We start from the raw sequence: 21410 nt of genomic DNA, 5'->3' as shown, positions 1-21410 counted from the left end.
CTTCGCCCCGGCACCTTCATGCCGGGGCGAATGCGTTTCGTCGACGTGAGCGACCCGGCCCTCGGGGAATAAGTGGACCATAGTCCGGTTATATAGGCAGCTACTTCACCAGGAGGCCAGATGCCTGCAGTCACGGCTAACACGCTGACGTTGCCAAGGGTCAGCGGTCCCGGCCCCGCCGACACCGAGCGCCCGGTCCGATCGATCACCACCGGCCCTCGTGGCTACGAGGGCGAGGGCTTTCCCGTCGTGCGCGCCTTCGCGGGAGTCAGCGCGGTCGCGCTCGATCCGTTCGTGCACATGGACCAGATGGGCGAGGTCGAATATGAGCCGGGCGAACCGCGGGGCACCGGCTGGCATCCGCACCGCGGCTTCGAAACCGTGACCTACATGCTCGACGGGAAGTTTGCCCACCAGGATTCCCATGGCGGTGGCGGCCTGATCGCCGACGGTGCAACGCAATGGATGACGGCCGGCTCGGGCATCTTGCACATCGAGACGCCACCGGCCGAGCTGGTCGAGGGCGGCGGGCTCTTCCACGGCGTCCAGCTCTGGGTGAACCTGCCGAAGAAAGACAAGTTCGCGCCACCGCGGTATCAGTCGATCGAAGGCGGCGACGTCGCCTTGCTCGCTTCCGACGACGGTGGAGCGCTGATTCGCGTCATCGCCGGCAACGTCGACGGCCATCGGGGCCCCGGCATCACTCACACGCCGATCACCCTCGCGCACGCGACGATCGAGAACGGGGCACAGCTCAACATTGGGTGGCGGCGCGACTTCAATGCCCTGGTCTATGTGTTGTCCGGCAGCGGTTACGTCGGCCCGGTCGCCCATCCGATCCACCAGGGACAGTTAGCGGTTCTGGGGCCCGGCGATCGGATCACCGTGGGAACCCGGCAGGTCCGGCCTTCGGACACGACGCCGGGAGCCATTGATTTGCTACTTCTGGGCGGGCAGCCGATTCGCGAGCCGGTATTCCACTACGGCCCTTTCGTAATGAACAGTCGGGCGGAATTGATCGAGGCGCTCGAGGACTACCAGGCCGGAAAGTTTGGCAGCATTCCACCAAATGCGCTAATGCCGCACCACGGCGGTGGCACACTTTAGCAATGCTTCCACGGGGGACTCGCAGACCGGGACGGCCGCCTGCCGCGAAGGCCGACGAGACCCGGCAGCGAATAATCCAAGCTGCACGTTTGGTGTTCAGCGAACGCGGCTACGACGGCGCGACGTTTCAGGCCATCGCTGCGCGCGCGGATCTCACCCGGCCCGCGATCAACCATTACTTCTCCAGCAAACGGGCGCTTTATCGCGAAGTTCTGGCGGACACCAACGAATCCGTCATCGGAGCCGGCATCAAACAGGCAGAACGCGAAACGACCCTTGCGGCACAGTTGACGGCATTCATTGCCGAAGCGACGAGTGCCAATTCGAAGAATCCGGCCGGATCCGCGTTTTTAGTCACGGCCGTCCTGGAATCACAGCGCCATCCGGATTTGGTGGGAAGCGACACCGATTCCGTCCGGATTGCCCGAAATTTCCTGCTGGGTGTCATCAACGACGCGATCGAGCGCGGCGAGATCATCGCCGGCGTCGAGGCGTCGGCATTGACCGAGGCGCTGCTGGTGCTGGTCTGCGGGGTCGGGCTCTATGCGGGCTACATCGAGAGCCCGGAAAACCTGCTGGCCATCGTCGGTGTGATGCGTCAGCTCCTGGAAGGTGCGTTCCAGAAGCCAACCACGTAGCACCCGTCGGCGCGCAGTGAAGTTGCGCACAAAGCGTATAGGCTAACTAACTTATTCGGTACCATGGTCGGGACATGACTGACCTGGATGCCTCGTTGCCGCCTTCCGTACGGTCCGCCGGCGACAGCTGGACCATCACCGAACTCGTCGGCGCCACAGCACTGGGCGTCGCCGCGTCACGTGCCGCCGAAAGTGCCGGACCCGATCCGCTGATCCGCGACGACTTCGCGCGTCTGCTGGTGTCGTCCGCCGGTCCGGCATGGGCGCGGCTGGCCGACCCCAATCTCGCCTGGCTCGACGGTGATGAGCACGGACAGCGCGCGCATCGCTGCGGTATCGACTACCAGGCCGTGCGCACCCACTTTTTCGACGAGTACTTCGCGAACGCCGTCGCAGCAGGGATCCGCCAGGTGGTGATTCTGGCCGCCGGGCTCGACTCCAGGGCTTACCGGTTGGACTGGTCGGCCGGCACCACGGTCTATGAGATCGACCAGCCGCAGGTGCTGGAATACAAGGCCGACATCTTGCAGCAGCACGGCGCCGTGCCATCCGCTATCCGGCGTCCCGTCCCGGTGGACCTGCGTGACGATTGGCCCGCAGCCCTGACCGCCGCCGGATTCGACCGCACCCAACCCACCGCATGGCTGGCCGAAGGCCTGCTGCCGTACCTGCCCAGCGACGCCCAGGACCGGCTGTTCGACATGGTCACCGCCCTCAGCTCACCGGACAGTCAGATCGCGATCGAGATGTTCGGCATGAACTCGCGGAGCAACTCTCAGCGCTGGCTGCGGATGCGGGACCGGCTCGGTTTGGATGTCAACGTCCAGGCGCTGACCTACCACGAGCCGGACCGTTCCGACGCCGCGGCGTGGCTGGCCGAACACGGCTGGCGCGTGCACAGCGTGAGCAACCTCGACGAGATGGCCCGGCTGGGCCGTCCAGTACCCGACGACCTGACCGACGAAGCGGTGCGCAGCACGTTGCTGCGGGCCCGTTTCGACAAGCCCGCCGCCTGACCAAGGATCGAACCGAGGAGCACCGGTATGAGTTCACTGCGCACCCACGATGACACCTGGGACATCAAGAGCAGCGTCGGCACCACCGCGGTGATGGTGGCCGCGGCGCGCGCCGTCGAGACCGAACGTCCCGACGCGCTCATCCGCGACCCCTACGCCAAGCTGCTGGTCAGCAATTCCGGTGCCGGCGTGCTGTGGGAGGCCATGCTCGACCCGGAGATCGCGGCCAAGGTCGAAGCCCTCGACGAAGAGTCCGCGGCGCACCTGCACCACATGCGCGGCTACCAGGCGGTGCGGACGCACTTCTTCGACACGTTCTTCACCGACGCCGTCACCGCCGGGATCCGCCAGATCGTGATCCTGGCGTCGGGGCTGGACTCCCGCGCATACCGGTTGGACTGGCCGGCCGGCACCACGGTCTACGAGCTCGACCAGCCCGACGTGCTGGCCTACAAGTCGACCACGCTGGCGGAGAATGGGGCCACGCCCTCGGCCGAGCGCCGCGAAGTCGCCATCGATCTGCGCCAGGACTGGCCCGCCGCGCTGCGTGCTGCGGGCTTCGACCCCACCCAGCGCACCGCCTGGCTGGCCGAGGGCCTGCTGATGTACCTACTGGCCGAAGCCCAGGACCGGTTGTTCACCCTGATCGGCGAGCTGAGCCCGCCCGGAAGTCGTGTCTCGGCGGAAACCGCACCCAATCACGCCGACGAGCGCCGCCAGCAGATGCGGGAACGGTTCAAGAAGGTGGCCGACGAGATCGGCTTGGAGCAGACCCTCGACGTAGGTGAGCTGATGTATCGCGACGAGCACCGCGCAAACGTCACAGAATGGCTCAACGAACACGGCTGGCGTGCGACGGCCGAGCACTCGACCGCCGCGATGCGCAGGCTGGGCCGCTGGAACGACAACGTCGCGCTGGCCGATGACAAGGACGCGTTCTCCGACTTCGTGGTCGCCGAGCGCTTGTAAGGGCACACACCGCTTCCTGACGGCGACACCCGTCGTAGGTACGCGTAAGGAGCCGTCCTCGCCGACCCGCCGTAGGTTCACCGTTGGCTCGCGGCTGCGGTTACCCGGAATTCGCCTGGTCATCCGGGACAATGGTCACTCATTATGGGCAGCGGCGGATCCGACCGGTCGCACCGCTGGGTGCTGAGAAGAGGCCGCCTCGTCGCCGCCACCGCCTCGGCGTTCGTCATGGCGATCACCGGGATGGGGTGGACGGGTTATCACACAGCCCTGGGCAAGATCATCATTTCGCACGCCCTACCGAATGCGGCGACGACGCTGGACGGCAGCCAGAACATTTTGCTGATGGGTCTGGACAGCCGGCTGGACCAGAACGGCAAGCCGCTGCCCCAAGAGATCTATGAGGCGCTGCATGCCGGTGACGAAAGCTCGGGCGGCTACAACGCCAATGTCCTTATCGTCGTGCATATTTCGGATGGCGACGGGCCACTCACCGCGATATCGATCCCGCGCGACGATTACGCGGAGTTACCGGGCTGCCCGGGGTCGGTGTGCGCCGGCAAGATCAAGCAGGCGTACGGCCTGGCCTACCAGCAGTCGTTGAATTCGCAGGCGGCCGGGAATTCGAGTGGTACGGGCGCCAACAACTTGACGGCTCGCGAGCAAACCGCCCGCGAAGCGGGCCGTAAGGCCGAAATCAACGCGGTCAAAGACTTTCTGGGGATTTCGGTCGACCATTTCGTCGAGGTCACCCTGGGTGCGTTCTTTCAAATCGCCAAAGCCGTCGAGCCGATCACCGTGTGCCTCAACGCCGATACGCGGGACAGTTATTCGGGTGCCGACTTCCACCAAGGAGTGCAGCGCATCGACGCCGCGGAAGCGATGGCCTTCGTGCGGCAGCGGCGCGACGAAAACGACGGCTCATTCACCGATTTCGACCGCACGCGGCGACAACAGGCGTTCCTGGTGTCGCTGGTCAAGGCGGCTCGCGGCGGCGGTGCGCTGTCCAGCATGAGCGGGCTGCGCAAACTGCTGGAGGTCGCTCGCGACAACGTCGCCGTCGACGACGGGCTGGACGTCATGGAATTCGCCTCCCGGGCCTCGCGATTGAGCGAGCGTCCGCTGTCGCTGTATACCCTGCCGATCGCCGGCTTCGGCCAAGACGCCAACGGTTCCGACATCAACCAGGTCGATCTTCCGACCATCCGGCGCATCGTCAGCGAGCGCTTCATGTCGGACACACCCGTCGCGCTCGAGGCCGCAGCACCGAACACCCAGCCCCCGCGGTCGTTGGCCGAACCCGCGATTCTGGACGTCGTCAACGCGACGTCACGAGACGGGCTTGCGGGCGCCGTCGAGGAGGCCTTCGCCGCCCGCGGTTTCACCCGCGGCAGCGCCACGACCGCGGCGGTCCCGACCGACGACAGCGTCATCGAATACGGCCCCGGGGCCGAGCGGGGCGCCCAGTTCCTGGCCGACCAGCTGCACGTGCCGGCGACGGCGAACGACGACGTGGCCCCCGGGACGGTGCGGCTGACCGTGGGGGCGCAGTTTCCTGCCGGCGACTACCTCGCCCACCCTGGCGCAACGACCGACCCGTCCGGGTCCGGCCAGGTGAGTGCCGTGGCCGCCAGCGGCACCGGCGACCGTGCTCCGGCCCCGACCGACCTCAGCCAGATGAGTGCGGCGGACGTCCCCTGCGTGAAGTGAACTGACCGGGTTGGTGGGCGCCTTGCCCCCAGGGGTCGAAACCATCTGGCCCGGCGAGACCGGGGGTTGGCAGGATCCTTCCTATTGGTCTCCCAACCGGATGGTTAGTATCGCGGTTATCACCGATGAGCGGCGGCCGCGCAGCGGGACTCTGCTCGGGAAGGACAATGATGACCACCGAATCGGTTGCATCGAAGACATCGGCCTCCACGAACGGGACCGCACCGGCCGATATCCCCGCCACCGTCGCCCGGCTTCGTCAGACCTTCGCCACCGGACGCACCCGTGACATCGAATGGCGCAAACGCCAGCTGCTGCAACTGGTGAAGTTGATGGAGGAGAATGAGGCCGCGATCTCCGCGGCGCTCGCCGAAGACCTGGACCGCAGCCCCTTTGAGGCCTATATCGCCGATATCGCCACCACCGCCGGTGAGGCCAAGTACGCGGCCAAGCGGGTGCGCAAGTGGACGCGGCGCAAGTATCGATTGCTGGAGATGCCGCAGCTGCCCGGTCGTGGCTGGGTGGAGTACGAGCCCTACGGCACCGTGCTTATCATCGGCGCCTGGAACTACCCCTTCTACCTGACGCTGGGTCCGGCGGTGGGCGCGATCGCCGCCGGGAACGCCGTCATCCTCAAGCCCTCGGAGATCGCCGCGGCGTCGGCGCACGTGATGGCCGACCTGGTGCCGAAATATCTCGACAACGATGCCATCGCGGTGGTCGAGGGTGACGGCGCGACGAGCCAGGAGCTCATCGCGCAGGGCCTGGACCGCGTGCTGTTCACCGGCGGCACCGAGATCGGCCGCAAGGTTTACGAGGGTGCGGCACCGCACCTGACCCCGTGCACCCTGGAACTCGGCGGCAAGAGCCCGGTGATCGTCGCGGCGGACGCCGACGTCGAGGTGGCGGCCAAGCGGATCGCCTGGATGAAACTGCTCAACGCCGGACAGACCTGTGTCGCACCCGATTACGTGCTGGCGGACGCAGCGATCCGCGACGAACTGGTCGACAAGATCGGTGCTGCCATCACCAAGTTCACCTCCGACAAGCCGAACGGCATGCGGGTGGTCAATCAGCGCCAATTCGACCGGATCAGTAGTTACCTGTCCAGCGGCGACGGCAAGGTCACCGTCGGTGGGGCTTGCGACGCGTCGAACCTGCGCATCCAGCCCGCCGTGGTGGTGGACCCTGACCCGGACGGGCCGCTGATGCAGAACGAGATCTTCGGTCCGGTCCTGCCGGTGATCACCGTCAAAAACCTGGACGAGGCAATACGTTTCGTGAACTCACGCCCCAAACCACTGTCGGCCTACCTGTTCACCAAGCGGCGGGAGACCCGCGAGCGGGTGATCAAGGAAGTGCCGGCCGGCGGCATGCTGGTCAACCACATCGCCTTCCAGGTGTCGACGGCCAAGCTGCCGTTCGGCGGCGTCGGCGCCTCGGGAATGGGGGCCTACCACGGCAAGTGGGGCTTCGACGAGTTCAGCCACCGCAAGTCGGTCTTGACCAAACCCACTCGGCCCGACCTGTCCAGCTTCATCTACCCTCCGTACACCGAGCGGGCTTTCAAGATGGCCCGCCGGATGTTCTGACAGCTGGCTTCATCGAACGCGTTGCCAGACCGAGTTTTTGATAGTTAGAGAGGAAACCTATGCCCGGAGTGCAGGATCGCGTCATCGTCGTCACCGGAGCCGGTGGCGGACTCGGCCGTGAGTACGCCCTGACCCTTGCCAAGGAGGGTGCCAGCGTCGTCGTCAACGACCTCGGCGGTTCGCGCGATGGCACCGGCGCCGGCCACAACATGGCCGACGAGGTGGTCAAGGAGATCAAGGACGCCGGCGGACGGGCTGTCGCCAACTACGACAGCGTCGCCGAGCCCGAGGGCGGCGAGAACATCATCAAAACCGCGCTCGACGAATTCGGCGCGGTGCACGGCGTGGTCAGCAACGCCGGCATCCTGCGCGACGGCACCTTCCACAAGATGTCCTTCGAGAACTGGGATGCCGTGCTCAAGGTGCACCTCTATGGTGGCTACAACGTCATCCGCGCCGCCTGGCCGCATTTCCGTGAGCAGAGCTACGGCCGCGTGGTGGTCGCCACCTCCACCAGCGGGCTCTTCGGCAACTTCGGCCAAACCAACTACGGTGCGGCCAAACTCGGCCTGGTCGGATTGATCAACAGCCTGGCGCTGGAGGGGGCGAAGTACAACATCCACGCCAACGCGATCGCGCCGATCGCGGCGACCCGGATGACTGAAGACATCCTTCCCAAGGAAGTTCTGGAGAAACTGACGCCCGAGTACGTCGCTCCGGTGGTCGCGTACCTGTGCACCGAGGAAAATCCCAACAGCGCGTCGGTTTTCGTGGTCGGTGGCGGCAAGGTGCAGCGCGTCGCGCTGTTCCAGAACCAGGGCGTCAACTACGACAAGCCGCCGTCGGTGGAGGACATCGCCTCGCAGTGGGACGAGATCACCGATCTGTCCACGGCAAAGCAGGCCGACTTCAAGCTGGGGTGAGTTGGTTGCGACAGGGCGGTCAGCGAGTCAGGCGAGCAACTCGCCGCGCAGGCGTTCCACGTCAGCCTCGCTGACGCCCGCGTCGCGCAGGTAGCCGTCCAGCGACCCGAATTCCACGTCGATGGTGTGGCGTGCGGCCTCCAGGTACTCCGGCCGCACGCCGAGCACTCCGTCGGACAGGCGGGCCTCGGTGAACGTCATCACCTCCGGCGTGAGCTCGACGTCGGAACGCTGCTGGATCATCTCGGAGATGTGGTCACGGAGTTGGGGGACCGCGGCGTTGCTGCGCAGGTAGTCGGCGACGATCGTGTCATGGTCGACGCCGACCACTTCGAGCACCGTAGCGATCACGAAACCGGTGCGGTCCTTGCCCGCGAAGCAGTGCGTGAGCACCGGACGCCCAGCTCCCAGTAACGAAAAGACTTGCCGCACAGCGCGTTGGGCCCCGTTGCGCGTCGGAAACTGCCGATACTCCGCGATCATGTGGCGGACGGCGGCGTCGTTGACGGACTCGTCGGACTGGCTGGCGTCGCCTTGGAACAAGCGGCGGAATGCGTGTTCGTGCGGCGCTTCGTCGCTTGGTTCATCGTCGCCGAGGTCGGGAAGGGGGAGCCGGTGAATCTCGATGCCGTCAGGAACCAATCCCGGACCACGCCGGGCCACTTCCTGGTTCGCACGCAAGTCGGCGACATCGGTGATGCCCAACTCGCGGAGCGTTGCGCGCCCGGCGTCGTCGAGCCGGCTCAGTTCACCGGAGCGGAACAGCCGCCCGGGCCGCAGCGCGGGCGTCCCGTCGGCGACATCGCGAAAGTTCCACGCGCCGGACAGTTCTCGCAGGACCTCAGGCATGTGTGGTGACCGCCGCGGCGAGCGCGGATTTTTCCTTGCCGAGTTCGGCGCGGGCGATCGTCCGCATGTGCACCTCGTCGGGGCCGTCGAAGAGCCGCATGGCTCGGTGCCAGGCGTACAGGCGGGCCAGGGCGGTGTCCTCGCTGACACCCGCGGCCCCGTGCACCTGGATGGCGCGGTCGATGACGTCGCACGCCACCTGCGGCGCGACCGCCTTGATCTGTGAAACCAATGTGTGGGCGGCCTTGTTGCCATGCTGGTCGATGGTCCATGCGGCCTTCTCGCAGAGCAGCCTGGCCTGGTCGATCTCGTTGCGGGACTTGGCAATCGACTCCCGCACTACGCCCTGGTCGGCCAGCGGACGGCCGAACGCCACCCGCTTGGAGGCCCGGTCCACCATGAGGGCCAGCGCTCGCTCCGAGCCGCCCAGGGCACGCATGCAGTGGTGGATGCGGCCCGGCCCCAGCCGTGCCTGCGCGATGGCGAAGCCGCCGCCCTCCTCGCCCAGCAGGTTGGTGACGGGTACGCGGACGTTGTCGTAAATGATCTCGCAGTGTCCCGGCTGGTCTTGGAAGCCGAAGACGCTGGTCGAGCGGACCACCGTGACACCCGGCGTATCGATGGGCACCAGCACCATCGACTGTTGTTGGTGGCTCGCCGCTTCGGGGTTGGTGCGACCCATCACGATCAGGATCTTGCAGCGGGGGTCCGCCGCGCCCGACGTCCACCACTTGCGACCGTTGATCACGTAGTCGCCGCCGTCGCGGACGATAGAGGTCTCGATATTGCGGGCGTCGCTGCTGGCGACGGCGGGCTCGGTCATCGAGAAGCCGCTGCGGATTTCGCCGGCCAGCAATGGCTCCAGCCATTGCTGGCGTTGCTCCTCGGTGGCGAACAGGTGCAGGGTCTCCATGTTGCCGGTGTCGGGCGCCGCGCAGTTGAGCGCCTCGGGGGCGATCTCCAGGCTCCAGCCGGTGATCTCGGCCAGCGGCGCGTATTCCAAGTTGGTCAGGCCCGACTCCGCCGGCAGGAAGAGGTTCCACAGCCCTTGCGCCCGGGCTTTGACTTTGAGTTCTTCGATGACGGGCGGGACCGTGTGGTCGTGGGGGCCGGCTTCGTCGCGGTATTTGTCGTATTCGGCCTCGGCCGGGAACACGTATTCCGTCATGAAGTCGGACAGTCGCTTGTGGTAGTCGCTGGCTTTGGCCGACATCGCGAAGTCCATGCCCGTCACGATAGGACACGTGTCGAGTTCGCTGTGTTGCGGTCGTCAGCGCAATGCTTACGCCGCGATGAAAACGCGTCGGTACAGGCGCACGATGGACGGCATGAGTGAATTGCGCCCGCCGTTCCCGCCGTTCACCCGGGAAACGGCGATCCAGAAGGTTCAGGCCGCAGAGGACGCGTGGAATACGTGCGATCCCCGACGCGTCAGCCTCGCCTACACGGTCGATTCGCAGTGGCGCAATCGCGGCGAACACGTGGTTGGCCGCGACGAGATCATCGCGTTCCTGACCCGCAAGTGGCAGCGCGAGCTCGATTACTCGCTCCGCAAGAGCCTGTGGGACTTCACCGACAACCGCATCGCGGTGCGCTTCCAATACGAATGCCACGACCAGTCCGGCCAGTGGTATCGCAGCTACGGCAATGAGTTGTGGGAGTTCACCGAGTCGGGACTGATGGCGCGCCGCGAAGCGAGTATCAACGACGTGCCGATCGACGAATCGCAGCGCCGCTACTTCGGGCGCCGGCCGGAATCCGAACACGGTCAGGACATGCCGCTGTGGTAGCGGGCAAGCGGATCTGGCGCGACGGCGGTGCGGCCGGCGTAACCGGAGTGCGGAAGAGGCGCGCAACCGAATTCGGAGCAACAACCTCATCTTGTGACCTCACAACGGCACGGGCGCTACTGCATCGCCTCGCGGCGGCGAACGATCGACCGCAGGATCGATCGCCGCGGCCGGGGTATGCGCGCCCTGGCGTGGCCCGGAGCCGATCACACGTCCAGGGTGAAACCTGGTTAAGGTAGCGAAGCGCGCGGCCGAGCCAGCGCCACGCCCATCGGCAGGGACAGTACGGGAAAGTACGGAAAGTAGATGTACGCGCCATGACAAATGCGCAGACGACGGTAGGAGTGGTCGCCGAATCCGGCGTCGACGAGCGGCGGGTCGCGCTGGTGCCGAAGGCGGTCGCGTCGCTGGTGAGCAGCGGCGTCGCGGTGGTGGTCGAGCCCGGTGCCGGCGAGCGGGCGCTGTTGCCCGACGCCCTCTACACCGAGGCCGGTGCCAGCATCGGCGACGCCTGGGCCGCCGACGTGGTGGTCAAGGTCGCGCCGCCGACCCAGGCCGAGGTCGCCAAGCTGCACAGCGGCCAGACGCTGATCGGTTTCCTCGCGCCGCGCAACGCCGACAACTCGATCGCGGCCCTCAAGCAGGCCGGCGTGCAGGCATTCGCGCTCGAGGCCATTCCCCGGATCTCGCGGGCGCAGGCAATGGACGCGCTGTCGTCGCAGGGCAACGTGGCCGGCTACAAAGCGGTGCTGCTGGCGGCCTCGGAGTCCACCCGGTTCTTCCCGATGCTGACGACGGCGGCCGGCACCGTGAAGCCCGCGACCGTGCTGGTGCTCGGCGTGGGCGTGGCCGGGCTGCAGGCGCTGGCGACGGCCAAGCGGCTGGGCGCGCGCACCACCGGTTACGACGTGCGCCCCGAGGTGGCCGATCAGGTGCGCTCGGTGGGGGCGCAGTGGTTGTCGCTCGGCGACAAAGACGTGGCCGCCGCCGGTGAGGGCGGCTACGCCCGGGAGCTCACCGACGAGGAGCGCGCCCAGCAACAGAAGGCTCTCGAAGAGGCGATCGGCGGCTTCGACGTCGTGATCACCACCGCGCTGGTCCCGGGACGGCCGGCACCGCGCCTGGTCACCGCCGCAGCGGTGGAGGCGATGAAGCCGGGCAGTGTGGTGGTGGACCTGGCCGGCGAGACCGGGGGTAACTGCGAGCTCACCGAACCCGGGCAGACGGTCGTCAAGTACGACGTCACCATCGCGTCGCCGCTGAACCTGCCGGCGACCATGCCCGAACACGCCAGCGAGCTCTACAGCAAGAACATCACCGCACTGCTGGACCTGTTGCTCACCGACGGCAAGCTGGCGCCCGACTTCGACGACGAGGTCGTTGCGGACTCCTGCGTGACGCGGACCGCTGCCGGCGGCGACGCAGATCCGAGCGATGCCGAGAGCCGGCGCCAGACAGGCTGAGAGGACTACATGTACGACGAGCTATTGGCCAACCTGGCGATCCTGGTGCTGTCCGGATTCGTCGGGTTCGCGGTCATCTCCAAGGTGCCCAACACCTTGCACACGCCGCTGATGTCGGGCACCAACGCGATCCACGGCATCGTGGTGCTGGGCGCCCTGGTGGTGTTCGGCTCCGTCGAGCACCCGTCGCTTGCGGTGCAGATCATCCTGTTCGTCGCCGTGGTGTTCGGCACGCTGAACGTCATCGGCGGGTTCATCGTGACCGACCGGATGCTGGGCATGTTCAAGGGCAAGAAGAAACCCCTGCCCGCATCGAGCGAGGAGCCGGCGGCCAAATGAACTACTTGGTGATCGGCCTCTACATCATTTCCTTTGCGCTTTTCATCTACGGCCTGATGGGCCTGACCGGGCCCAAAACGGCGGTGCGGGGCAACCTGATCGCCGCGGTGGGTATGGCGCTGGCCGTGACGGCGACCCTGATCAAGATCCGCCACACCGACCAGTGGGTGCTGATCATCGCCGGCCTGGTGGTCGGCGTCGTGCTCGGCGTCCCGCCGGCTCGCTACACCAAGATGACGGCCATGCCGCAGCTGGTGGCGTTCTTCAACGGCGTCGGCGGTGGCACGGTCGCATTGATCGCGCTGTCGGAATTCATTGAAACCAGCGGCTTTTCGGCATTCCGGCACGGCGAGTCACCGACCGTGCACATCGTGGTGGCCTCGTTGTTCGCCGCGATCATCGGCTCGATCTCGTTCTGGGGATCGATCATCGCGTTCGGCAAGCTGCAGGAGATCATCTCCGGGTCGCCGATCGGCTTCGGTAAGGCGCAGCAGCCGATCAACCTGCTGCTGCTGGCCGCGGCCGTAATCGCCGCGGTGGTGATCGGGCTGCACGCCCACCCAGGCGGTGCCGGGGCAGCACTGTGGTGGATGGTCGGCCTGCTGGCCGCCGCGGGCGTGCTGGGTCTGATGGTGGTGCTGCCGATCGGTGGCGCCGACATGCCGGTGGTCATTTCGCTGCTGAACGCGATGACGGGCCTGTCGGCCGCGGCCGCGGGCCTGGCGCTGAACAACACGGCGATGATCGTGGCCGGCATGATCGTCGGCGCGTCGGGTTCGATCTTGACCAACCTGATGGCCAAGGCCATGAACCGCTCGATCCCGGCGATCGTCGCGGGCGGCTTCGGCGGAGTGGTCGTCAGCGGCGGCCCCGATGGTCAAGGTGGCGACAAGACCGTCAAGGCCACGTCGGCCGCCGACGCCGCGATCCAGATGGCCTACGCCAACCAGGTGATCGTGGTGCCCGGCTACGGGCTGGCCGTCGCGCAGGCCCAGCACGCCGTCAAGGACATGGCGGCCCTGCTGGAGGACAAGGGCGTGGAGGTCAAGTACGCCATCCACCCGGTGGCGGGCCGGATGCCCGGGCACATGAACGTCTTGCTGGCCGAGGCCGAGGTTGACTACGACGCCATGAAGGACATGGACGACATCAATGACGAATTCGCCCGCACCGACGTCGCGATCGTCATCGGCGCCAACGACGTCACCAACCCGGCAGCCCGCAACGACGCGTCCAGCCCGATCTACGGCATGCCGATCCTCAACGTCGACAAGGCCAAGTCGGTGATTGTGCTCAAACGGTCGATGAATTCCGGCTTCGCGGGCATCGACAACCCGCTGTTCTACGGCGAGGGAACCAGCATGCTGTTCGGCGACGCGAAGAAATCGGTGACCGAGGTCGCCGAGGAACTCAAGGCGCTATAAGCAACGTGATGATCGCAAGCGCAGCGAAGCTGGGCGCGGCGGGTCACCACGACAAAGATGGGGTTAGACAGGCGGGTACGCCGGGGGCGGGTATCCGTTTCCGTCGGTGACCCCACGCAGGCCCCAGGTCAGGTACCGCATGAAGAACTCGATCTCGTCGCTTCCGTCGTAATCCGGACTCGGATCCATCGGCCCCACCTCTCGACTCATCGCGTTCGATGAGGAGTCTAGTCGCATACGCGTGCACGTGACACCCGGCGTTTTGCATAAACTGTCCAACCAGTTGATTGATAGCTATTCTGGGCCGGACTGGCCCCTGGCCAGGCCATACGACGATAGTGAGAACAGATGCCCACCGACAGCACCACCCCGAATGGGCAAACCCGGCGCCAAGAGCTGCTGGCGGTAGCCACCAAGCTGTTTGCGGCCCGCGGCTATCACGGCACCCGGATGGACGACGTGGCCGACGTGATCGGCCTGAACAAGGCGACCGTCTACCACTACTACGCCAGCAAGTCGCTGATCCTGTTCGACATCTACCGCCAGGCCGCCGAGGGCACGCTGGCCGCCGTGCACGACGACCCGTCCTGGACGGCGCGCGAGGCCCTCTACCAGTACACGGTTCGCCTGCTCACCGGCATCGCCAGCGATCCGGAGCGGGCGGCCGTGTATTTCCAGGAGCAGCCGTACATCACCGAATGGTTCACCAGTGAGCAGGTAGCCGAGGTCCGCGAGAAGGAAGCTCAGGTCTACCACCACGTGCACGGCCTGATCGACCGCGGGATCGCCAGCGGCGAGTTCTACCCCTGCGACTCGCACGTGCTGGCGCTGGGCTACATCGGCATGACGCTGGGCAGCTACCGCTGGCTGCGTCCCAGCGGCCGGCGCTCGGCCAAGGAGATCGCCGCCGAGTTCAGCACCGCGCTGCTGCGCGGGTTGATCCGCGACGAAGGCATCCGCACGACGTCTCCGCTGGGGCCTTAGCGCGCTTCCCGCCGAGATTCCCGCCACGGCAGTGAAAGCTGCGGCCGGAACAGCCCTCACGGCAATCTCGTTGGCGACCGGACCACGCTCCGCCCGGTGCGCTTCTAAATTAGTGGACTAGTGTCTAGAAAAGTTTGAGCGCTCAACGGACGGAGACTCTCATGGCGATCCGCGTCGCGCACGTCGGCACCGGAAATGTCGGAGGGCTGGCCCTCGCCGAACTCATCACCAACCCGCAGTTCGAACTGGTCGGCGTGTGCGTCTCGACGCCCGCCAAGGTCGGTAAGGACGCCGGCGAGTTGTGTGGCGTCGGTCTGGACGCCGGCGTGGTCACGGGCGTTGCGGCCGTCGATGACCTGGACGCGATCATCGCGGCCAAACCCGACTGTGTCGTCTACTGCGCGATGGGCGACACCCGACTGCCCGAGGCGATGGCCGACGTCATGCGCATCCTGGCAGCGGGCATCAACGTCGTCGGGTCGTCGCCCGGGCTGCTGCAATACCCGTGGGGTGTCATGCCCGACAAGTACATCGCCCGCGTAAAAGACGCTGCCAAGCAAGGCAATTCGAGCATCTTCATCAGCGGTGTAGATCCGGGATTCGCCAATGACCTGATTCCGTTGGCGCTCGCGGGGACCTGTCAGCGCATCGAGCAGGTGCGCTGCATGGAGATTCACGACTACGCGTCGTACAACGGAACCGAGGTCATGGACTACATGGGCTTCGCTCGCCCCATGGACGAGATTCCGATGCTGCTTCAGCCGGGCATCCTCAGCATCGCGTGGGGCACCGCGATCCGCCAGTTGGCGGCCGGCCTCGGCATCGAGGTCGACGAGATCACCGAGTCTTACCAGCGCGAGCCGGCACCCGAGGACTTCGACATCGCGGTCGGTCACGTGGCCAAGGGCACCGTGGCGGTGCTGCAGTTCGAGATTCGCGGCATGGTCAAGGGTCACCCCGCCATCGTCATCGAGCACGTCACCAGGCTGCGACCGGACCTGCGTCCCGACCTGCCCCAGCCCGCCGCGGGCGACGGCTCCTACCGCGTCGAGATCACCGGCGAGCCCTCGTATGCGGTCGACATCATTCCCAGCAGCCGCAAGGGCGACCACAACCACGCGGCCATCGCGGGCGCCGCGGGCCGCGTCGTCAACGCCATCCCCGCCGTGATCGCGGCGCCGCCCGGCATTCGCACCACACTCGATTTGCCGCTGGTAACGGGCAAAGGCCTTTACGCACCAAGCACTTTGGTTACCACCTAAACGAAAGGAGACCCGCGTGGGTCGGGTAGACGGCAAGGTAGCGCTGATCAGCGGTGGCGCCGGCGGGATGGGTGCCGAAGACGCTCGCCTGCTGGTCGAGGAAGGCGCCAAGGTTGTTATCGGCGACATCCTCGACGACCAGGGCAAGGCGCTCGCCGACGAGATCGGTGACTCCGCGCGCTACGTGCACCTCGATGTCACCCAGCCGGACCAGTGGGACGCCGCGGTCGCCACAGCGATCGGCGAATTCGGCAAGCTCAACGTGCTGGTCAACAATGCCGGAACCGTCGCGCTCGGGCCGCTGAAAAGCTTCGATCTGGCCAAGTGGCAGAGGGTGATTGACGTCAACCTGACCGGGACGTTTTTGGGTATGCGGGCAGCGGTCGAGCCGATGATCGCGGCCGGTGGCGGCTCGATCATCAACGTGTCGTCCATCGAGGGCCTGCGCGGCGCACCCATGGTGCACCCCTACGTCGCGTCGAAGTGGGGTGTGCGCGGGCTGGCGAAGTCGGCGGCTTTGGAGTTGGCGCCGCACAACATTCGGGTGAACTCGGTGCACCCGGGGTTCATCCGCACCCCGATGACCGCCCATTTGCCCGAGGACATGGTGACGATTCCGCTCGGGCGCCCGGGCGAGGTCCGGGAAGTCGCGACGTTTGTGCTCTTCCTGGCCAGCGACGAGTCGTCCTACTCCACCGGCAGCGAGTACGTGATGGACGGCGGGCTGGTCACCGACGTGAATCACAAGGAGTTCTAGCGCGCCGCGCTGTAGGCAGGCTGTTTTCCTCACGGGAGGCAATGTTGCTGTTGCCCGCCTTTGAGCGACAACCGGCGGTGCCGGCTCCCGGTCGCTCCCGCGCGTGACCGGTTGTCGCTCAGAGGCGGGCATTTACGCATATGCGCGGTCTGCGGCATGTGGAAGATAAACCTTAACGGGGACCGGTCGAAGGGATTAAGCGCGGTGAAGGCCATGGCGGGTGTCGATATGCCACCACACCTGCCGACCGTGCTGTCCGGTCCCGACGGCGTCGTGCGCTGCCGCTGGGCCACCGAGACGGGCCGCGATCTGACCGTCTATCACGACGTCGAATGGGGTAGACCCACTCACGACGAGGTCACGCTGTTCGAGGCGCTGGTGCTGACCTACTTCGAGAACGGCCTGTCGTGGGCAACCGTGTTCGACAAGCGGGAGAACTTGCGCGCCGCGTTTCACGGGTTCGACCCGGCGGCGGTGGCGGCGATGACTGACGACGATGTCGAGCGACTGATGGCCGATGCCTCCATCATTCGCAACCGGCGAAAGATTGAGGCCACGCTGCACAATGCCCGCCTGCTTTCCGCACAATCGCTCGCGCAATTGGCGTGGAAACATCAACCGCGACAACACCATCGACTGCGCAGCTGGGCCGACGGCCGGATGACCAGCCCGGAGTCGTATCAGCTTGCGAAAGCATTGCGGGAGACGGGATTTCGGCATGCCGGCCCCGTCGTCGCCCACTCGTTCATGCAGACCGTGGGAATCGAAAACGGTCATTTCGAAGGGTGTTTTCGTGCAGTGTCACCGCCGTCGGACTGAAGCCGCACACACGCGGCCGGTGTGAGCGACGCGCGCCGGCGGTGCTATAACCGCGATCATGCTGCGCAGCCTGGCGAGCCTGGTCGGATCGAATCACGTCGTCACCGACCCCGATGTGCTGGCGGCGTGCAGCGTCGACCACACCGGCCGCTACCGCGGGAAGGCGAGCGCCCTGGTGCGGCCGGGCACCGCCGAGCAGGTCGCCGAGGTGCTGCGCGAGTGCCGGGACGCCGGTGCGCACGTTACGGTGCAGGGCGGCCGGACCTCGCTGGTGGCAGGCACCGTCCCCGAACACGACGACGTGTTGCTGTCCACCGAGCGGCTGAACGCCGTCGGCGACGTCGACACCGTCGAACGCCGCATCGAGGCCGGCGCCGGAGCCACCCTGGCCGCGGTGCAACGGGCCGCGGGCACGGCCGGTCTGGTGTTCGGCGTGGATCTGGCGGCCCGCGACACTGCGACCGTCGGCGGCATGGCGTCGACGAACGCCGGCGGCCTGCGCACGGTCCGCTACGGCAACATGGGTGAGCAGGTGGTCGGCGTCCAGGTGGCCCTGCCGGACGGCACGTTGTTGCGCCGACACAGCCGGGTGCGCCGGGACAACACCGGCTACGACCTGCCGGCGCTGTTCGTCGGCGCCGAGGGCACGCTTGGCGTCATCACCGAGCTGGACCTGCGGCTGCACGCCACGCCGTCACACCGGGTGACGGCGATCTGCGGCTTCGCCGACCTCGAGGCGCTGGTAACCGCCGGGCGCACCTTCCGCGATGTGGACGGCATCGCGGCGCTGGAGCTGATCGACGGCCGCGCCGCCGCGCTGACCACCGAGCACCGCGGAGTCGGCGCCCCGGTCCCCGGCGACTATCTGCTGCTGGTGGAACTGGCCGCCGATCACGACCAGACCGAGCGGCTCGCCGACCTGCTCGACGAGGTGCCGACGTGTGCCGATCCCGCGGTCGGCGTGGATGTCGCTGCGCAGCAACGGTTGTGGCAGATCCGCGAATCGCTGGCCGAGGTGCTCGGTGTGTACGGGCCCCCGCTGAAGTTCGATGTCTCGCTGCCACTGGCGACGATCGGCGAATTCGAAAGACGCGCAATCGATTTGATCGACACGCATGCCCCCGACGCGCTGCCGGTGCTGTTCGGCCACATCGGCGAGGGCAACCTGCACCTCAACGTGCTGCGCTGCCCGGCCGACCGGGAACGGGCCCTGTATGAGCCGATGATGGACCTCATCGCGCGATCCGGGGGCAACGTCAGCTCCGAACACGGCGTCGGCAGCCGCAAACGGCCCTACCTCGGTATGTCCCGCGAGGCCGCCGACATCGCGGCGATGCGCACGGTCAAAGCCGCGCTGGATCCAACTGGATTCCTCAACGCCGCGGTGTTGTTCGACTAGCTGCCCTTAATCCCCACCGCGTGCCGCAGCTGTGCCAAAAATTGGTCGGCGTCGTCGCTTCGCACGATGTAGTGCGATATCGCAATCCGGATCACCGTCGCCGCCTTCACCGCCGCGTTGGGCCCGGGCAGGTGGCGCTGCAGACCCTCGCGCATCTGCGGGATGACCCAGGAGAACTGGGCGATGGTGTGCTCGGGCTCGACGTCCACCATGCGCACACCGGAGTACGAATGCTGATATTCGACGATGAACCGCAGCACGGCGTCCAGCTTGTCCACGCCCTTGAGGCCCGCGGTGGCCTTCACCAGACCGCTTTCGAAGATCTGGCGCTCGTAGCTCGAAAACGCCGACAGCAACTCCTCTTTGGACGCGAACCAGCGGTATAGCGTCGGGCGGGAGACGCCCGCCTGGGTGGCGACGTCGGACAGGCTGAGCTTGGTCTTGCCGTTTCGGCCGAGCACCTCGGCGGTGGCCGCCAGAATGCGCTGACGGGTCGAGGTGTCGGTGTCGGCGATCGTCGTCGCCCGGGCCGGCTGGCTCATGATTCAAACTTTTCGAAGTGTCGCCGAGGTGTCATGGTCATTCGCTCCCACGTTAGGCCCGAGGGGGACGCCGGCGCACCAGCACCGACTGCTGGATGGCGCCGACCGCGCCCTGCTCGTCGAACAACGTGCCGATCGTCGTCCCGATGCCGTCCGGCCCGTAGCTGGTCTCCGCGCGAATGCCGATCCAATCGCCGTCAGGTACACGAAATACGTGCACGGCCAGATCGGTGTTGAGGAATGTCCATTTGGTGATGTCCAACTTGCTGCCGATGCCATTGGCGCAGTCGGCCACCGCGAACAGCCGTTCCAGCTGCGTCATGGATTCGCCGTTGACCAGGTCGACGGTCGGGTTGATCCAGGATTCGCCGGGGCCCTCGCTGAGCGGCTCGGTCAGCCACAGCCACTCCAGGCTGTGCACGTAATTGCGGTCCCAGTCCCGCGCCTTGAGGTTGCGGTTGAAGGCCTCGGCCCGCCGCCGGGGCAGTGGCGCCGCGGCGTGCGCGATCGGTTCCGTGTCCTGGTGCTGCAACCGCCACCCGCTGGCGCGCGCCACCGGCCGCGGTGTGCCGTCGGGTCCGGGGGCCAGCATCTCGGCGCCGAGCAGCTCGATTTGCTTGCCCGGACGTTGCACCTGCGCGCGCACCCACAGATCACCTTCGGCCGGCACCCCGCCCAATAGGTCGATGACCACCCGGGACAGGCGCGTGTCGTCGCGCTGTTCGCACCGCTCCAGCGCCCGGACCAGCAGCGCCGACACCGGACCGCCGTGCTGGATGGCCGCCGACCAGGTGCCGCGCGCGAGATCCGTCGCCCGGAACTGCTCACCCAGCGCGGTGGCGTCGTCGCCGGCCGGATCGATCAGCTCGTAGTAGGCGTCGGTCATCGTCAGCCTCTCGGGTCAGGGCAGGCCGGCGCCGGGAGTGGTCACCGTGACGGCATCCAACCGGGAAAGCCGGGTGCCGACCAGGCGTTGAGGATAGGCCTCCGTGCTCGACAACAGAAACAGCGTGCGGCGCTGCGGACCGCCCAGGGCGCAGGCGATGGCGACCCGGTCGCCCATGTCGATGCGATCGGTCACGGTGCCACCCGCCACGATCCGCTCGAACTGATGGGCCAGGGTCATGGACGCCCACACCCCACCCTCGGCGTCCAGCGCGATGCCGTCGGGCGGCCCGTCGAGGCCGTCGGCGAATACCCGGCGATCGGATAGCCCGCCGTCGCCGGCGATGGAAAATGCGGTCAGCCGCCGGGCCGTCGATTCGGCGACGATCAGCGTCCCGCGGTCCGGGGTGATCGCCATGCCGTTGGGGAAGTCGAGGTCTTCGGCCACGATGGTGGCCCTGGTCGCACTGTCGTCGGGGTCCAGCCGAATGATGACCCCACCGCGCAATGCCTGGCAGCCGATGTAGGCGCGGCCCGCGTCATCGAGGACCATGTCGCCGAGTGCCGCGGGTGCCAGGTCGGCCAGATCGGCGATGGTGACCACGGTTTCGCCGTCATAGCGCAGCACCTGCCGGTCTTCGGTCGAGGCGATCAACAGCGACCCGTCGGGCCGGAAGCCCAGGCCCGACGGCGAGTGCCCGGGCAGCGGCAGCGTGGTCAGCGAGCCACCCATGGTCGCGGTGTGGACGGCCTCGCCCAGCATGTCGGAGAACCACAGCAGGCCCTCGAACCAGCGCGGCCCCTCGCCGAAGCAGAATCCGTTGGCCAGCGGCTCGGGAATCATTCGTCCCCGCCTTCGGCAAATCGGTCCGCTTTACAAAACATCGCAAAAGTGTCATGCACCGCGGGTGCCGGTGTCAATCTCCTGCGAGTTCGCACGCG

General features: G+C 66.7%; 22 protein-coding genes. 16 read left to right on the top strand and 6 right to left on the bottom strand.

The window, feature by feature from the left end; genetic code table 11:
* Window positions 1-120: 120 nt before the first annotated feature.
* The 7 genes from A5686_RS08070 (at window position 121) to A5686_RS08040 (ending at window position 7955) form a co-directional block, all read left to right on the top strand.
* Window positions 121-1107 (top strand): pirin family protein, encoded by a 987-nt coding sequence (locus A5686_RS08070; protein WP_067932877.1) that lies wholly within the window; start codon window positions 121-123, stop codon window positions 1105-1107.
* A gap of 2 nt (window positions 1108-1109) precedes the next feature.
* Entirely contained in the window at window positions 1110-1745 is a 636-nt protein-coding gene (locus A5686_RS08065; RefSeq protein ID WP_082947532.1) for a TetR/AcrR family transcriptional regulator, read from the top strand.
* Between the two features lie 74 nt (window positions 1746-1819).
* Window positions 1820-2761, top strand: coding sequence for a class I SAM-dependent methyltransferase (locus A5686_RS08060; protein WP_067932873.1), 942 nt, complete (start codon window positions 1820-1822; stop codon window positions 2759-2761).
* 27 nt (window positions 2762-2788) lie between these two features.
* The gene (locus A5686_RS08055) at window positions 2789-3730 is read left to right on the top strand and encodes a class I SAM-dependent methyltransferase (RefSeq protein ID WP_067932871.1); all 942 of its coding nucleotides are present in this window, start codon (window positions 2789-2791) and stop codon (window positions 3728-3730) included.
* A 144-nt stretch (window positions 3731-3874) separates the two neighbouring features.
* Window positions 3875-5440: an LCP family protein gene (locus A5686_RS08050; RefSeq protein WP_067932868.1), complete on the top strand. Its 1566-nt coding sequence runs from the start codon at window positions 3875-3877 to the stop codon at window positions 5438-5440.
* A gap of 167 nt (window positions 5441-5607) precedes the next feature.
* Window positions 5608-7032, top strand: a complete 1425-nt coding sequence (locus A5686_RS08045) for an aldehyde dehydrogenase family protein (RefSeq protein WP_067932866.1) — start codon at window positions 5608-5610, stop codon at window positions 7030-7032.
* 59 nt (window positions 7033-7091) lie between these two features.
* Entirely contained in the window at window positions 7092-7955 is an 864-nt protein-coding gene (locus A5686_RS08040) for an SDR family oxidoreductase (RefSeq protein WP_067932864.1), read from the top strand.
* Window positions 7956-7982: 27 nt separating this feature from the next.
* On the opposite strand, the gene A5686_RS08035 is transcribed toward A5686_RS08040, so the two are convergent.
* Together A5686_RS08035 and A5686_RS08030 are read right to left on the bottom strand one after the other, a co-directional pair.
* Window positions 7983-8804 (bottom strand): tyrosine-protein phosphatase, encoded by an 822-nt coding sequence (locus A5686_RS08035; RefSeq protein WP_067932862.1) that lies wholly within the window; start codon window positions 8802-8804, stop codon window positions 7983-7985.
* Window positions 8797-10017: an acyl-CoA dehydrogenase family protein gene (locus A5686_RS08030; protein ID WP_067933022.1), complete on the bottom strand. Its 1221-nt coding sequence runs from the start codon at window positions 10015-10017 to the stop codon at window positions 8797-8799. The genes A5686_RS08035 and A5686_RS08030 overlap by 8 nt, the downstream gene beginning before the upstream one ends.
* Before the next feature lie 115 nt (window positions 10018-10132).
* On the opposite strand from A5686_RS08030, the gene A5686_RS08025 reads away from it, so the two are divergent.
* The 4 genes from A5686_RS08025 to A5686_RS08010 all read left to right on the top strand — a co-directional run bounded on the left by A5686_RS08025 (window position 10133) and on the right by A5686_RS08010 (window position 13820).
* Complete coding sequence (locus tag A5686_RS08025) at window positions 10133-10594, top strand: nuclear transport factor 2 family protein (protein ID WP_067933020.1); 462 nt, start codon at window positions 10133-10135, stop codon at window positions 10592-10594.
* Between the two features lie 317 nt (window positions 10595-10911).
* Window positions 10912-12057: a Re/Si-specific NAD(P)(+) transhydrogenase subunit alpha gene (locus tag A5686_RS08020; protein WP_067932860.1), complete on the top strand. Its 1146-nt coding sequence runs from the start codon at window positions 10912-10914 to the stop codon at window positions 12055-12057.
* Window positions 12058-12066: 9 nt separating this feature from the next.
* Window positions 12067-12396, top strand: a complete 330-nt coding sequence (locus tag A5686_RS08015) for an NAD(P) transhydrogenase subunit alpha (protein ID WP_067932858.1) — start codon at window positions 12067-12069, stop codon at window positions 12394-12396.
* The gene (locus A5686_RS08010; RefSeq protein WP_067932856.1) at window positions 12393-13820 is read left to right on the top strand and encodes an NAD(P)(+) transhydrogenase (Re/Si-specific) subunit beta; all 1428 of its coding nucleotides are present in this window, start codon (window positions 12393-12395) and stop codon (window positions 13818-13820) included. The genes A5686_RS08015 and A5686_RS08010 overlap by 4 nt, the downstream gene beginning before the upstream one ends.
* Window positions 13821-13883: 63 nt before the next feature.
* On the opposite strand, the gene A5686_RS27140 is transcribed toward A5686_RS08010, so the two are convergent.
* Window positions 13884-14009, bottom strand: a complete 126-nt coding sequence (locus tag A5686_RS27140; protein ID WP_003874194.1) for a hypothetical protein — start codon at window positions 14007-14009, stop codon at window positions 13884-13886.
* A gap of 159 nt (window positions 14010-14168) precedes the next feature.
* Between A5686_RS27140 and A5686_RS08005 the strand changes: the two genes are divergently transcribed.
* From A5686_RS08005 to A5686_RS07985, 5 genes are all read left to right on the top strand, one after another.
* Window positions 14169-14804 (top strand): TetR/AcrR family transcriptional regulator, encoded by a 636-nt coding sequence (locus A5686_RS08005; protein WP_067932854.1) that lies wholly within the window; start codon window positions 14169-14171, stop codon window positions 14802-14804.
* 161 nt (window positions 14805-14965) lie between these two features.
* Window positions 14966-16066 (top strand): diacylglycerol kinase, encoded by a 1101-nt coding sequence (locus A5686_RS08000; RefSeq protein WP_067932852.1) that lies wholly within the window; start codon window positions 14966-14968, stop codon window positions 16064-16066.
* 16 nt (window positions 16067-16082) lie between these two features.
* The gene (locus A5686_RS07995) at window positions 16083-16823 is read left to right on the top strand and encodes a glucose 1-dehydrogenase (protein WP_067932850.1); all 741 of its coding nucleotides are present in this window, start codon (window positions 16083-16085) and stop codon (window positions 16821-16823) included.
* A 213-nt stretch (window positions 16824-17036) separates the two neighbouring features.
* Window positions 17037-17642, top strand: coding sequence for a DNA-3-methyladenine glycosylase I (locus A5686_RS07990; RefSeq protein ID WP_231986317.1), 606 nt, complete (start codon window positions 17037-17039; stop codon window positions 17640-17642).
* Between the two features lie 58 nt (window positions 17643-17700).
* Window positions 17701-19041, top strand: a complete 1341-nt coding sequence (locus tag A5686_RS07985) for an FAD-binding oxidoreductase (protein WP_067932848.1) — start codon at window positions 17701-17703, stop codon at window positions 19039-19041.
* On the opposite strand, the gene A5686_RS07980 is transcribed toward A5686_RS07985, so the two are convergent.
* Genes A5686_RS07980 through A5686_RS07970 form a run of 3 tightly spaced genes read right to left on the bottom strand, consistent with a single transcriptional unit; the run spans window position 19038 to window position 21312 of the window.
* Window positions 19038-19583, bottom strand: coding sequence for a TetR/AcrR family transcriptional regulator (locus A5686_RS07980; RefSeq protein ID WP_007769268.1), 546 nt, complete (start codon window positions 19581-19583; stop codon window positions 19038-19040). The genes A5686_RS07985 and A5686_RS07980 overlap by 4 nt on opposite strands.
* Before the next feature lie 52 nt (window positions 19584-19635).
* A complete protein-coding gene (locus A5686_RS07975; protein ID WP_067932846.1) occupies window positions 19636-20469 on the bottom strand; it encodes a thioesterase family protein in 834 nt (277 codons plus the stop codon).
* A 15-nt stretch (window positions 20470-20484) separates the two neighbouring features.
* Window positions 20485-21312 carry an SMP-30/gluconolactonase/LRE family protein gene (locus tag A5686_RS07970; protein WP_067932844.1) on the bottom strand — a complete coding sequence of 276 codons (828 nt, stop codon included), beginning with the start codon at window positions 21310-21312 and terminating at the stop codon, window positions 20485-20487.
* Window positions 21313-21410: the final 98 nt, after the last annotated feature.

The organism is Mycobacterium sp. E2479, from assembly GCF_001667925.1.
Taxonomy (GTDB): domain Bacteria; phylum Actinomycetota; class Actinomycetes; order Mycobacteriales; family Mycobacteriaceae; genus Mycobacterium.
The sequence above is the reverse complement of the archived record's forward strand: the minus strand, read 5'-3'. Positions and strand labels throughout refer to the sequence as shown.